This window comes from Oscillibacter sp. ER4, assembly GCF_000765235.1.
Classification (GTDB): domain Bacteria; phylum Bacillota; class Clostridia; order Oscillospirales; family Oscillospiraceae; genus Hominicoprocola; species Hominicoprocola fusiformis.
Genome location: NZ_JPJG01000018.1, coordinates 53,253 through 67,817, shown reverse-complemented (window position 1 = coordinate 67,817; position 14,565 = coordinate 53,253). Strand labels below are relative to the sequence as shown.

Sequence of the window (14,565 nt, the reverse complement as noted above, 5' to 3'; positions counted from 1 at the left end):
ACTTTACCCCTCCTTATGCTCTCCTGTCACAGAGAAAATGACCCATTCGGCGATGTTCGTCGCATGGTCTCCGATGCGCTCAAAATACTTGGCGATCATCAGCAGGTCGAGTGCGAATTCACCATCATCAGGGTCCTGCGCGATGCGCTTGATGAGGTCCTTCTTCACGCGCGCGAAATAGTCGTCCACGGTGTCGTCCTCAGCGATGACCTGATCGGCAAGCGCCGTGTCGTGCTTGACATAGGCGTCCACGCTCTCGGTCACCATCTTGATGGTCGAGCGCGCCATCTCGCGCAGGAGATCACTGTTTTCCGCACCGCGCCCGCCGAGGAACGTGATGATCTCGGCAATATCCTCGGCCTGGTCGCCGATGCGCTCCATGTCCGTGATCATCTTGAGCGCCGCCGAGATCTGGCGCAGGTCCTTTGCCACGGGCTGCTGCTGCAAAAGAAGCTTTAGGCACAGCGACTCGATCTCGCGCTCCTTGCGGTCGATCTCCTGATCGAGCGGTGCGACGCGCGCGGCCAGCTCCGCGTTGCCCTCCGTCAACGCCTGTGCCGAAAGGGCGATGACCTCCTCGCACAGCGCGCCCATCTCAATGAGCTCGCGGTTCAAAAGCGCAAGCTGTTCATCAAACCGGCTTCTCATTTAACCGAACCTCCCCGTGATGTAATCTTCTGTCCGCTTGTCCTGCGGCTGGGAGAAGAGCTTCTCCGTCTCGCCGTACTCTACGAGCTCGCCGAGCAGGAAGAACGCCGTGTGGTCGGAAATACGCACCGCCTGCTGCATGTTGTGCGTGACGATGACGATGGTGTACTTCTCCTTGAGCTCCATCGCGAGCTCTTCGATCTTCGACGTCGAAATGGGGTCGAGCGCACTTGTCGGCTCGTCCATCAGCAACACCTCGGGCTCGACCGCGAGCGCGCGGGCGATGCAAAGGCGCTGCTGCTGGCCGCCGGAGAGGCCGAGCGCGTTTTTCTTCAGGCGGTCCTTGACCTCGTCCCAAATCGCCGCGCCGCGCAGAGATTTTTCAACGATCTCATCGAGCTTTGCCTTGTTCTTCACGCCGTGCGTGCGCGGACCGTAGGCAATGTTGTCGTAAATGCTCATTGGGAAGGGGTTCGGCTTCTGGAACACCATACCCACCTGACGCCTAAGCTCGCTCACATCGACGGACGAGTCAAAAATGTCCTCGCCCTTATAGAGGACGCTGCCCGTGATCTTCACATCGGGGATCAAATCGTTCATGCGGTCGAGCGTCTTTAAAAACGTCGACTTGCCGCAGCCACTCGGGCCGATGAGCGCCGTAATGCTTTTTTCGGGAATTTCAATGTTGATGTCCTTGAGCGCCTGATGGCTCCCGTACCACAGACACAGGTTCTCAACGGAAAGGATGTTGTTCATAGCCCTCTCCCCTCTTTCAATTTGTCTTCAAAGGCGAGGCCGTACCAGTGGCTCTCGCCGCGTTTTGCCGTTTTCTGCACGCAGTCGTCGCAGAATTCCGCCGCGTCTTTCAGGGCTTGCGGCATGCCTTTACCGTTCATCAGCTCGCCGCACAGGGCGGAGACGAACACATCACCCGTGCCATGCAGCGTCTGCGGAAGGCAGGGCTTGAAAATTTCCATATACTGCCTGTTCAGCCGCGCGCAGTAGCCGATCTCCTCCCCGCGGTGGACGCCGGTGATGATGACATTTTCCACCGTGAGCGCTTTAAGAAGCGTTTCTATCGGTGCGTCCATCCCGCAGCCCGCGAGAAGCGCCGCCTCCGTGCGGTTGGGCGTGATGAGCTGTGTACTCTCGCACAGCGCGCGCATCGCCTGCACGTACTCTTCGGTAAAGCAGCCGTACAGCGCGCCGTTGTCACCGAGCACGGGGTCGACCACAACGATGGTATCCTCCCCCGCAAAGTCGCGGAGGAAATCTTTTGCAAAATGCATCTGCTCCACCGAGCCGAAAAAGCCCATGCAAATGCCGTCGAATTTGATTTGAAGCTGTCTCCAGTGCGCGGCAAAGGCCTTCATCTCGTCCGTCATATCGCGCATGACGTAGCTGCCGAAGCCGTCCGCCGTGTGCGTCGATAAAATGGCCGTCGGCAGCGGTACCGTCTCCACCCCGTAGGAAGAGAGGATGGGCATGGCCACGCTCAGCGAACACTTGCCGAAGCAGGAAAGGTCATTTAAGAGCGCCATGCGCTTCATGCCGCTTCCGTTGACAGGTCGTATCATTGCTGTTTCCTCCTGAAGTATCGGCCGACCAGATCGGCGATGAGGTTAATGAGCATCGTCAGCAGCATCAAAATGGCCGCGATGGCGAACACCACCCCCGTATCGCTCGACTCCTTGGCGTAGAAGTACAGCGCCACCGTCAGCGTCGCGCCCGCGTTGTGCATGCCCTCAAAGAAGTTGTAGAGCATGTGCGCCGAGCCCGCCGTGAATAAGAGCGCCGCCGACTCGCCGAGGATGCGTCCGATCGACAGGATACAGCCCGTCACGATACCGTCCACGCAGCTTGGCAGCACCACCGTGCGGATGGTGCGCCATTTGCCCGCGCCCAGGCCGAACGCGCCCTCGCGGTAGCTCTGCGGTACGGTCTTGAGGCTCTCCTGTGTCGTGCGCATGATGGTCGGCAGGTTCATGATCGTCAGCGTCAGCGCACCCGCAAGAAGCGACGTGCCGTTTTTGCAGAAGATCAGCATGCCGACAAGGCCGTAGATGATCGACGGGATACCGGAGAGCGTTTCGGACGCGTATTCGATGATGGAGACGAGCTTTTTGTTCGCGGCGTATTCATTTAAGTAGATGGCCGCGCCCACGCCGAGCGGCAGCACGATTAAAAGCGTCGCGATAACGATGTAGAGCGTGCTCAGGATGTCCGGCAGGATGCCGACGCGGTTGGCAAGATAGCTCGGCGCGGTGGAGAGCATCTCCCAGGTGATGTTTGGAATGCCGTTGCCCAATATATAACCAATCATACCGACTACGAGCGTGCAAGTCAATACTGCGGCGACGCCCATCAGGAGCTTCATCGCCGTGATATAGGCCTTGCGGCGGGCCGAGGACTGCATTTTCAGCATCAGTTACCCTCCTTGTCGCGCTTTAAGAAGAAGTTGAGCGCCGCATTGATGAGCAGGATGAAAAGATACAGCACGAGCGCGATGGAAAAGAGCGCCTGACGCTGCAAGCCGCTCGAATACGACATCTCGCTCGCGACCGCCGTCGTGAGAAAGCGGACGCTCTCAAAGATCGAGCCGGGCATGTTCGGCGCGTTGCCCGAGACCATCATCACGGCCATCGCTTCGCCGATGGCGCGGCCCACGCCGAGCACGACCGCCGCGGCGATGCCGCTCTTTGCCGCCGGAACGGAGACGCGGAAATAGGTCTCGACCTCAGTCGCACCGAGGGCAAGCGAGGCGTCCTCATATTCATGCGGAACGGCCTCGAGCGCCGTGACGCTCACCTTGATGATCGACGGCAGGATCATGACGGCCAGCACGATGATGGCCGCAAACAGGCTTGCGCCGTCCGGCAGGTGGAACGTCTTGCGGATGGCAGGCACGAGCACCAGCATACCGACAAGGCCGTACACGACCGACGGGATCCCCGCGAGCAGGCTGACGGCGGCCTCCAGCACGGTGCGGACCTTCTTGGGCGCGACCTTGGAGAGGTACACCGCCGTCAAAAAACCGATGGGCACGCCGAGGACGATCGCGCCTGCCGTGCCGTAAACACTCGTTAAAATAAAGGGCAGAATGCCGTACTTCGGCTCCGCCGACGTCGACGACCACACCTTGCCCGTGAGAAACGGCACAAGGCCGATCTTCTGAATGGCCGGGATGCCGGAGATGATGAGATACACCGTGATCAGCAGCACGCATCCGACCGTAATGAGGCCGAGAAGCAGAAAAATACCGTGGACGACGGCTTCAAACATTTTTTTCCTCTGCGCCATAATTGTTTCCTCTTTTTGCTGTCAGCGGGAGACGGCTCACGCCGCCTCCCGTGATGGTTCCTGTGTTCTGTTAGTTGGCTGCGACCGCACCGGCAGCGGCGATGATGCTTGCCGCGTCAGCGGACAGCGCGTAGTCGAAGAAGGCCTGTGCCGCGGGGGAAAGCTTGGTGCCCTCCTTCGTGACGAGCACGAACGGACGCTGGACCACATAGCTGCCGTCCTTGACGGTCGCCTCCGTGGCTTCCACACCGCCGACTGTCAGCGCCTTGACGCTCTCGCCCACCGCCGAGAGGGAGGCATAGCCGATGGCGTCGGGGTTCTGGGACACGGTGTTGATGACGTCGCCCGTGGAGGTGAGCTCCTGACGGTACTGGCAGGCGTCCTTGGTGTCGGTGATGGACTCGAAGCCGTCACGCGTGCCGGAGCCGGCCTCACGGCCGATGAGCACGATCTCGGCGTCGTTGCCGCCGACGTCCTTCCAGTTGGTGATCTCGCCGGTGTAGATCTTGGCGATGGTGTCAATGTCGAGATCGGAGACAGGGTTCTCGGGGTTCACGACAATGGCGATGCCGTCGAGCGCGACGACGGTCTCAACAAGGCCGGAGGCCTTTTCGTCATCCTTGAGCGCACGGCTCGAAAGGCCGATGTCGCAGCGGCCTTCGCTAACGGCCTGAATGCCGGAGCCCGAGCCGGTGGGGTTATAGGTGAACTTCACGTCCTTGTTCATGGCCATGAAGGATTCGCCAAGAGAGTTGATGACCTTTTCCATCGAGGTAGAGCCGTCGGTCGAGACGGTGCCGGAGAGGGTCGTTTCGGTGTTGCTGCCGTCAGTGTTGGTGTCGGCGCTGTTGTCGTTCTTGCTGCCGCAGGCGGTCAGCAGGCTCAGCGCCATGACAGCGGTCAGCGCAAGAGTGAGAAACTTTTTCATTTGAAATACTTCCTTTCAATTTTTCCAAGATGTTGTTCCTTGCTACATTTGCCATCATAAAGGCAGGTTGTAAAATCAGAAAGTCGCCTTTTGTAAAATCGCGGTAAAAGGGAAAAAGGACGTTTTCCGTCGGAAAACGTCCTTTTTGAAGGTCAAATATCGTGTTATTCGGTACGCAGCGCTTCGACAGGGTCCTTGCGCGCGGCGATGCCGGAGGGGATGAGGCCCGCGATGAATGTGAGCGCCATGCTGATGGCCACGAGCGCCGCGCCGCCGACAGGCGGCAGGATGGCGTTGAGACTCTCGATACCCGTCAGGTGGTGCACGACGAGGTTGATGGGGATGATCAGCAATAGCGTGATGCCGATGCCGATGGCACCGGAGCAGAAGCCCTCGATGAGCGTCTCCGCGTTGAACACGCGCGAGATATCGCGCTTGCTCGCGCCGATGGCGCGCAGAATGCCGATCTCCTTCGTGCGCTCGAGGACCGAGATATACGTGATGATGCCGATCATAATGCTCGACACGACGAGCGAGATCGCGACGAATGCGATAAGCACATAGCTGATGGCGTTGATGATCGTTGTGACCGAGCTCATCAGAAGCGCCACATAGTCGGTGTAGTCGATCTGGTCGTCCTCGGAAACGCTGTTGTTATACTGCTCGATCGCATCGGCGATGGCATCCTTGTCGGCAAAGGTCGAGGCGTAGATGTTGATGGTCTTGGGACTCGCGAGGTCGACGTCGCCAAGCAGCTTCAGATTGTCCTCATACGTGCCGGTCGAGACCGTCGCGGGCATGTAGTTATCATAAAGCCAGTTGTACTGCTCGCTTGTCAGCGGCGTGACAGCGGGCGATTTTTCGAGCGCCAGATCGAGCGCCATGGCGAGCTGATCGCTTGTCATGTTAGATAGCCGCGCCTGCACGCCCGCGGCGTACTGCTCTGTCACCTGCTCGCGGATAGACTGCTCCACATAGCCAAAGAGCGTGTCGTCGTCCATCTGCGCAATATAGGACTTGACGGTCGCCTCATCCACGCTCATCTGCTGGGCGTAGGTCGAAATGACCATCTGCTCGATGCTCGCGCGGTCGAGCGAGCCCATCTGCTGCTCCACGATGGCGGAGAGATACTCCTCGCTCGGCACGCTCATCATCGCGGTGTAGGCTGCGGCGCGCTCGGTGACGGAAAGGCCCTCGAGATAGTCGGTCACGTCCGCTTCCTTCCGCTCGTCGCTCACGGAGTAGTCATCGGTCAGGAACGGCAGGCCGAGGATAACGTCGGTATCGGGGTCTTCTTTCTGCTTCTGCAAAATCTCGGTCTGTCCCGCCTTTTCGACGAGGTAGTCCGTCAGCGCGGACGTATAGCCGATCGCGCCGGAGAGCATCGAGGATACCGCGTTCTCATTCGGGCGCAGGATGCCGACGATCTTCACGCGCGTGCCGACATCGTCGGAGTTATAGAGGAAGTCGAGCCCCGTGTCCGTCGTGCTGACGTCGGTATATGTGCCGCTTGCGGAATCGTACTGGTAGCGCTCAGCGGGCAGGACGATCTTGAAGCTCATATTGCAAAGGTCTTCATAGCTCCAGCTCTGGATGTCCTTGCTGTCGAATTCCGAGCCGTCGAGCATGTGCTGCATCGACTCCACGACCTCGTCCTGTGCGCTCAGGCCCAGCGAATAGATGACAAGGTCGGAAATTTCATTGTCCTTGTTGACGATGAGCATGACCTCGTCATAATTCTGCGGCCAGGAGCCGTAAATGAGGTCATACTGCTCGTGCAGGAGGTCGCCCACGAGCTCGCCGCTCTCACTATCCTGCGGCGGGAGCATCTGCTCCCAGGTCTCCATCGCGGAGTAGGCCGAGCCGAAGCGCTCGAAATAGCTGCTGTAATCGCCGCCGTAGAGCTCGCTCATGCAGGTCTGCAAAAGCTCCGTCACGTCGGACTTGAAGACCTTGCCGTCGGTGTCTTTGGCATAGATGCTCATGCCGAGGTCGTAGTCATAGGAAATGGAGCTGATGTGGCTTGAAAGCTCGTCGTCGCCCTCGAGGTAGGTCTTGAAGTCCTTCAAATTGTTCGTCTGCGTCTCCGCCGAGGCAAACGAGCTCATCATGTCGTACATAATGTTGTTGGAGTAGACGGCGTCGAGGTCATGCTGCTCCCCGTCGCCCTCGTCCTGCGCATGGACGCCCATCATCGAACTGACCATGCTGGACATGTCCATGCTCTCAGCCTCGATGGTCAAGGGATAGCTCGAGAGCGTATCCTCCTGCACGCGGTCGATATAGGTCTGGATGCCATTGCTCAGCGACAGAATGAGCGCGATGCCGATGATACCGATGCTGCCGGCGAAGGCCGTTAAAAATGTCCGTCCCTTTTTCGTCATCAGGTTGTTGAGCGACAGCGACAGCGCCGTGCCAAAGCTCATTGAGGTCTTTTTGCTCTTGCCCGCGGCGGGCTTTTCTTCCACGGCCTCCTCATACGGCGCGCTGTCATCCACGATCTCGCCGTCCTTTAAGCGCACAATGCGGCTCGCGTAGGTCTCGGCAAGCTCGGGGTTGTGCGTGACCATGATGATGAGGCGGTCCTTGGAGATCTTTTTCAAGATCTCCATCACCTGCACGCTCGTCTCGCTGTCGAGCGCGCCGGTCGGCTCGTCGGCGAGCAGAATGTCCGGATCGTTGACGAGCGCTCGCGCGATGGCGACGCGCTGCATCTGGCCGCCGGACATCTGGTTCGGCTTTTTGTCGAGCTGGTCGCCAAGCCCCACGCTCTCGAGCGCCTTGACTGCGCGCTCGCGGCGCTCTGCCTTGCTCACGCCCGAGAGCGTGAGCGCCAGTTCCACGTTGCTTAGCACACTCTGGTGCGGAATGAGGTTGTAGCTCTGGAAGACGAAGCCGATGGAGTGGTTGCGGTAGCTGTCCCAGTCGGCGTCGGAAAAGTCCTTCGTCGACTTGCCGTTGATGATGAGATCGCCGCTCGTATAGTGGTCGAGACCGCCGATAATGTTGAGCATCGTCGTCTTGCCGCAGCCCGAATGGCCGAGGATGGCGACAAACTCGCTCTCGCGGAACTGTAGGCTCACGCCGCGCAGGGCGTGAACGGTGGTGTCGCCCGACTGGTAATCCTTGACGATTCGTTGCAGCTTCAGCATAGTCTGCCTTCTTTCTGAGGAAATGAATGAATAAGAATTCCAGAGTAGGATATCATTTTGACCTTTTACCGTCAACCGGCGCGGTCGAGAATTCACCGAAAGTTCATCTTCGTTTACTATTCGGCAAAAAGAGCGCCGCGGCGATGCCGCAGCGCACTCCGATTTCCTTTTAAGCAAACATAGTGCTCATCTGCCGCTCGATCTCATAGCGCAGCACTTCTGCGCCCGAGGCGTCGTATCCGACAAAATATACCCGATCCCATCCATAGTCGCCATAGTTGGCCTCTGTCGCCACTCCGCCAGTGAGGAAATACCGATAATCGCCGTCTTCAATCAACTCAGCGGCGAATGCTTCACGTTTCTCAAAGGTGTAGTCCCCGTTTTCATCTTGTGAAACCGCGCGGTATCGCTCGATCACGGCGCTATCGACCGCGGCATCGTCGACGCGTCCCCAGTAAAAGATATCCCTTACGCCGTTGCGCGCCATATCCCACCAGCCCGCGTGAATGCTCTCACCGTCTGAGCAGTCAAGCGGCACACCGAAATCGTCCTGCCAGCCAAGCAAGGTGTAGAAATGGCTCGTGCCGCAATAGGTCACATTCTCGCTGGCCATCAGCGTGACGCGCAGCGTCTTATAGATGTTCTTGGCGGGAAGGGATGTGATCTCGTGCGTCTTTTCATACACGCCGTAGCGCTGTTCGCCATCGCGCAGAGCCATGGCGCGCGTCAGGTGTCCGCCGCTGAGCATATTGCAGATGAGCAGCGCGCAGAACATGATGACAACGCTCTTGACCGCGCGGCGCGCTCTCGTCGGCCGCTTTTCGATCTTCTGCTTTTTCATGGCTGCGTTCCCCCCTTCCGGAAGCTCGATCCTCGTCTCGATGCGCTCGCCGAAGCGGTCGTAGACGAATCTCACGTAAGTATCGCCCTCTTCAAGCGGCACGGTATGCTGGCCATAGTGCACATACAAGCTGCCGCTGCTGCTCCGGCAGCTTGAATACCAGCCCGGATACCGTCCTGTATCCTCATAGTCGTACATCGTCTCGCCGCGTTCACTTTGCAGCGACATTGTCTCGATCAAACGCTCATAGACCTTTCGCCCCGGAATGCAGTCATAGCTGCTCACCCAGAGCACCGCCTGCCGCTCTCCCTCGCGCACACCGTATTCGATGCGGTTCAGCTGCACGATATCGTCCCCGACGAGGATGCGCTCGTGCAGGTCTGCCGCGCCGTCGAACTCTTCCCATGAAATACTGTTCACCGCCGGACTCACGCGCTCGCGGATGCTCTCGTACACGCCGCCGAGCATCGGGAGCATGAAAAAGCCCTGCACACAGGCGATGATCGTGACGAAAATCGCGATACGCTGCACGATAACGAGCCAGAAGTGGCGGTACTGCTCGCGCAAGGCCCTGCCCGTCTCCTCCGGATCGCCCATCAGCTCCACGGCGCGCGCAGCGGCGTCCTCTTCCGTATAGCCGTGCTCGACCAGCGCTTCGGCGTGGTCTTCGATGTGACCGGCGAGCTCATTTCTCAGATCGTTCGCCTCGTCAGCCGTCAGCCGGCCGACCTGCGCGAGCACGCGGTCGCAATATTCGTTTCTGTTCATAGCCTCACCCTTTTTTAAGCAAAGTGCAGCACGGCGTTCACCGCGCCGCTGTACTCCTGCCAGGCCTTCTCCTCTTCCGTGAGCGCGGCACGGCCGGCGCGCGTCAGGTGATAATACTTGCGCATCCGACCGGTGGGCGCTGCCTTTTCATAGGCTTCCACATACCCCTCGCGCTCCATGCCGTGCAGCACGGGGTAGAGCGTGCCCTCTTTCATCTCGAAGACATTGCTCGAGCGGCGCGCCAGCTCTAAAATGATCTGGTAGCCGTACATGTCCTCGGTCGAGAGGAGCTTGAGCAGTAGAAGCTGCGTGTGGTCAATGCTCTTTTTCTTCATGTTGCACCCCCGATGATACATAGAATATCTATGCTTATAGTATACATAGAGTTGCGAGGTATGTCAAGCCAAAAATATTTGTAAATTTTTGTTCATTTTCTTAACAGACCCTAAACTTTACTTCTTGTCCTTTTGCAGCATACAATTATAATAACAATCTGAAAATCCGGCGGGACTCTTTTACCGCCAAATCGCATCGACATGAAAAGAGAGGTTCCCCATGAAAACGTATCAAGCAGGCATCGACGTAGGCTCCACCACGGTCAAGCTCGTCGTGCTGGATGAAAACGGACAAATGATCTTCGGGCAGTACCAGCGCCATCTGTCCCACACACAGCGCGCACTGTCCGACTTACTCAAGCAGGCGCGCGCAGCGCTCGGCGAGTGCGCGCTCGAATTGCGCGCCACCGGCTCCGGCGCGATCAACCTTGCCAAGGCGCTCGGCATCCCCTTTGTGCAGGAGGTCGTCGCCGTCGCGCAGGCGCTCGAGCGCGTCGCGCCGCAGGTGGATGTCGCCATCGAACTCGGCGGCGAGGATGCCAAGATCATCTACTTCAAAGGCGGGCTCGAAGAGCGCATGAACGGCGTCTGCGCCGGCGGCACAGGCTCGTTCATCGACCAAATGGCCGCCCTTTTGCAGACCGACGCCTCGGGCCTCGACCGCGAGGCCGCGCACTATCAGCAGATCTACCCCATCGCCGCGCGCTGCGGCGTGTTCGCCAAGACGGATATCCAACCCCTCATCAACGAGGGCGCGACGAAGGCCGACCTCGCCGCCTCGATCTTCCAGGCGGTCGTCAACCAGACCATTTCGGGCCTTGCCTGCGGCAAGCCCATCCGCGGCCATGTCGCGTTCTTAGGTGGGCCGCTGCACTTCCTCCCCCAACTCAAGGCCGCGTTTATCCGCACGCTGAAGCTGACGGATGAGACGACCATCGACCCCGAAAATTCCCATCTCTTCGCCGCCACCGGCGCGGCCATCGACGAAACGCCCGCCGAGGCGCAGCCGCTCAGCGCGCTCATCAAGCGTCTCGACAGCGGCGTGCAGATGGATTTTGAATTAAAGCGCCTGCCGGCGCTCTTTGAAGACGAAGCCGACCTCGAGGCCTTCCGCACCCGTCACCATACGGCGGTCGTGCCGCGCGGCGATCTTGCAACGTATAATGGCGACTGCTTTCTCGGCTTCGACGCGGGCTCGACGACGACAAAGCTCGCGTTAGTTGGCGAAAAGGGCGAGCTTTTGTACTCGTTCTACGCCAACAATCAGGGCAATCCCATCAAGACTGCCATGCAGGCCGTACATACGCTGCGTGAAGCGCTCCCCGCGGGCGCGCATATTGCGCGCTCCTGCTCCACAGGCTACGGCGAAACGCTGCTCAAGTCCGCGTTTTCGCTCGACGAGGGCGAGGTCGAGACCATCGCCCACTGCACCGCCGCGTCGTTCTTCGACCCGAAGGTCGACTGTGTGCTCGATATCGGCGGGCAGGACATGAAGTGCATCAAGCTCAAGGACGGCGCGGTCGACACGGTGCTTCTGAATGAAGCCTGCTCGTCCGGCTGCGGCTCGTTCCTTGAAAATTTCGCCAACTCCCTCGGCATGACGGCGCAGGAATTCGCACACGAGGCGCTTTTTGCCAAGGCCCCCGTCGACCTCGGCACGCGCTGCACGGTGTTTATGAACTCCAACGTCAAGCAGGCGCAGAAGGAGGGCGCAAGCGTCTCCGATATCTCCGCCGGTCTTGCCTACTCCGTCATCAAGAACGCTCTTTATAAGGTCATCAAGCTCTCCGACGCGAGCGAGCTCGGCTCGCACGTCGTCGTACAGGGCGGCACGTTCTTCAACGAGGCCGTGCTGCGCGCGTTTGAGCGTATCTCCGGCGCGCAGGTCACGTGCCCCGACATCGCGGGCATCATGGGCGCGTTCGGCGCGGCGCTGCTCGCGCGCGACCGCTACCACGGGCAGCAGAGCACAATGCTCCCGCTTGAGGAGATCGAGCAGCTCACGTACAAGACCTCTGCCGCACGCTGTCAGGGCTGCCAGAACCACTGCATGCTCACGGTCAGCGTCTTCCCCGGCGGCCGCCGCCATGTGAGCGGCAACCGCTGCGAAAAAGCCCTGCGCGGCGAAAGCGCTGCCAAACCAGGCGAAAATATCTTCGCCTACAAGCGTGAGCGCATGTTCGCCTATCCCCCGCTCGAGCCGGAAAATGCGCCGCGCGGCGAGATCGGCATCCCGCGCGTGCTGAACATGTATGAAAACTACCCGTTCTGGGCGACGTTCTTCCGCGACCTCGGCTTCCGCATCATCCTCTCCCCGTTCTCCACGCGCGCGATCTACGAGCTGGGCATGGAGAGCATCCCGTCGGAATCCGAGTGCTATCCCGCCAAGCTCGCCCACGGACACGCCCAGTGGCTCATCGACCACGGCATCAAGACCATCTTCCATCCCTGCGTGTTCTACGAGCATCAGGAGGTGCCGGGCGCGCAGAACCACTTCAACTGCCCGATCGTCGTCTCGTATCCCGAGAATATCAAGAACAATGTCGAAGCCGTGACCGATGGCTCTGTGCGTTATCTCCATCCCTTCCTCGCTTTTACAAATGAGAAGGTCGCGTCCGACCGCCTCGTCCAGTTCTGTAAGGAAGTATGGAACATTCCCGAAAAGGAAACGCGCCATGCCGCCCACCTCGCGTGGGAAGAGCAGCGCAGGGCCAAGGCTGACGTACGCGCCGCGGGCGCGAAGGCACTCGCCGACATGGAGAAAAACGGCGGCAGCGGCATTGTGCTCGCCGGACGACCCTACCACGTCGACCCCGAGATCAACCACGGCATCCCCGAGCTCATCGCGGCCTACGGCCTGACGGTGCTGACTGAGGACTGCCTCCCCATTAACTTTACCCCCAAGCGCCCCGTGCGCGTGAACGACCAGTGGGTCTACCACTCCCGCCTCTACACCGCGGCAGAATTCGTCTGCGGGCGCGACGATCTTGAGCTCATTCAGCTCAACTCGTTCGGCTGCGGCCTTGACGCCGTCACGACCGACGAGGTCTGCGAGCTTTTGGAGCAGGGCGGCAAGCTCTACACCTGCCTCAAGATTGACGAGGTCAACAACCTCGGCGCGGTGCGCATCCGCATCCGCTCGCTGTTCGCCGCCGTCGCCATGCGGCGCGAGCGCGGGATCCATTCGACCTCTCACGTACAGCCGTTCGAGCGCGTCTACTACACCAAGGAGATGCAGAAGCAGCACTACACCATCCTCGCCCCCCAGATGAGTCCCATCCATTTTGACATTCTCGAGCCTATCTTCCGCCACCACGGCTATAATTTTGAGGTACTGCAAAACGACGACCGCGCCGCCATCGACGCGGGCCTCAAGTACGTCAACAACGACGCCTGCTATCCCTCGATCACGGCGGTCGGCCAGCTGATGGAGGCTGTGACCTCCGGCCGGTACGACACCGACCACCTCGCCCTCATCATGTCACAGACCGGCGGCTGCTGCCGCGCGAGCAATTACATCGCCTTCATCCGCCGCGCGCTCAAAAAAGCGGGCCTTGAACACATCCCTGTCATCTCGCTCAACGCCAACGGCATGGAGACGAACGAGGGCTTCCGCATCTCTCCATCACTGCTGTTGGACGCCGCGCACGGTGTCGTGCTGGGTGACCTGCTGATGCGCTGCCTGTACCGCGTGCGCCCGTATGAGCTTGAAAAGGGCAGCGCGAACGCGCTGCACCACAAGTGGCGCGACATCTGCATCGACTCGCTGACGAGCGCGCACCCCAAGTACAGCTACGCACAGCTCTGCCGCGGCATTGTCGAGGACTTCGACGCCTTCCCCATCGACGAAACGATCCGCAAGCCCCGCGTCGGCGTTGTCGGTGAGATTCTGGTCAAGTACATGCCGCTCGCCAACAACCACGTCGTCGACCTTTTGGAGCGCGAGGGCGCAGAGGCGGTCGTGCCCGACCTTCTCGATTTCTTCGCCGCAACGATCTATGAGCAGGACTTCAAGCACACTCACCTTGGAAAGGGGTGGACTGCTTCAGCCAGCGCCAAGCTCGGCGTTCCGGCGCTCCAGCGTATGCGCCGCCCCGCGATCGAAGCGCTGAAGGCCAGCAAGCGCTTTGATCCCCCCATGGCCATCAACCATGTGGCGGAGCTTGCCAAGCCCTTCCTTTCAATCGGCAACCAGTACGGCGAGGGCTGGTTCCTCGCCGGTGAGATGGCAGAGCTCATCACCTCCGGCACGCCGAACATCGTGTGCATCCAGCCGTTTGCGTGCCTGCCGAACCATGTGGTCGGCAAGGGCGTCATCAAGGCGCTGCGCGCGGCCCATCCCGGCGCAAACATTGTCGCTGTCGACTATGACCCCGGCGCGAGCGAAGTGAACCAGCTCAACCGCATCAAGCTGATGCTCACTGCGGCGCAGCGCGCGCTGCACGCGCAGGAGGCCACCCCGAAAAAGCCGCAGCTGCCCGAGGCTCCGTCCATCAGCCTGCCGCACCCCAAGGTCGCAATGCTCTGAGCGCAGAAAGCGGCAGAAATTGAAAAATAGGCTTGCTTTCCGCACCTTTCTATGGTATTATGAGT

10 protein-coding genes are annotated in these 14,565 nt (G+C 59.8%); 1 reads left to right on the top strand and 9 read right to left on the bottom strand.

Features of this window, described 5'->3' with window-relative positions:
- Positions 1 to 3: 3 nt before the first annotated feature.
- The 9 genes from phoU to NI20_RS0103510 form a co-directional block, all read right to left on the bottom strand.
- Complete coding sequence (gene phoU, locus NI20_RS0103550; protein ID WP_033120072.1) at positions 4 to 648, bottom strand: phosphate signaling complex protein PhoU; 645 nt, start codon at positions 646 to 648, stop codon at positions 4 to 6.
- A complete protein-coding gene (pstB, locus tag NI20_RS0103545) occupies positions 649 to 1,404 on the bottom strand; it encodes a phosphate ABC transporter ATP-binding protein PstB (RefSeq protein WP_033120071.1) in 756 nt (251 codons plus the stop codon). It abuts the gene before it with no gap.
- Entirely contained in the window at positions 1,401 to 2,225 is an 825-nt protein-coding gene (locus NI20_RS0103540; protein WP_052084402.1) for a pyridoxamine kinase, read from the bottom strand. The genes pstB and NI20_RS0103540 overlap by 4 nt, the downstream gene beginning before the upstream one ends.
- Positions 2,222 to 3,073 carry a phosphate ABC transporter permease PstA gene (gene pstA, locus NI20_RS0103535; RefSeq protein WP_033120070.1) on the bottom strand — a complete coding sequence of 284 codons (852 nt, stop codon included), beginning with the start codon at positions 3,071 to 3,073 and terminating at the stop codon, positions 2,222 to 2,224. Before pstA ends, NI20_RS0103540 begins: the two co-directional genes overlap by 4 nt.
- A complete protein-coding gene (gene pstC / locus NI20_RS0103530; RefSeq protein WP_033120069.1) occupies positions 3,073 to 3,948 on the bottom strand; it encodes a phosphate ABC transporter permease subunit PstC in 876 nt (291 codons plus the stop codon). Before pstC ends, pstA begins: the two co-directional genes overlap by 1 nt.
- Before the next feature lie 70 nt (positions 3,949 to 4,018).
- Positions 4,019 to 4,876 carry a phosphate ABC transporter substrate-binding protein gene (locus tag NI20_RS0103525; protein ID WP_033120068.1) on the bottom strand — a complete coding sequence of 286 codons (858 nt, stop codon included), beginning with the start codon at positions 4,874 to 4,876 and terminating at the stop codon, positions 4,019 to 4,021.
- Between the two features lie 164 nt (positions 4,877 to 5,040).
- Complete coding sequence (locus NI20_RS0103520; protein ID WP_033120067.1) at positions 5,041 to 8,028, bottom strand: ABC transporter ATP-binding protein/permease; 2,988 nt, start codon at positions 8,026 to 8,028, stop codon at positions 5,041 to 5,043.
- Positions 8,029 to 8,197: 169 nt separating this feature from the next.
- Positions 8,198 to 9,637 (bottom strand): permease prefix domain 1-containing protein, encoded by a 1,440-nt coding sequence (locus tag NI20_RS0103515; protein ID WP_033120066.1) that lies wholly within the window; start codon positions 9,635 to 9,637, stop codon positions 8,198 to 8,200.
- 14 nt (positions 9,638 to 9,651) lie between these two features.
- Positions 9,652 to 9,972, bottom strand: a complete 321-nt coding sequence (locus NI20_RS0103510) for a PadR family transcriptional regulator (protein ID WP_033120065.1) — start codon at positions 9,970 to 9,972, stop codon at positions 9,652 to 9,654.
- Positions 9,973 to 10,192: 220 nt separating this feature from the next.
- Between NI20_RS0103510 and NI20_RS0103505 the strand changes: the two genes are divergently transcribed.
- The gene (locus tag NI20_RS0103505; RefSeq protein ID WP_033120064.1) at positions 10,193 to 14,500 is read left to right on the top strand and encodes a 2-hydroxyacyl-CoA dehydratase; all 4,308 of its coding nucleotides are present in this window, start codon (positions 10,193 to 10,195) and stop codon (positions 14,498 to 14,500) included.
- Positions 14,501 to 14,565: the final 65 nt, after the last annotated feature.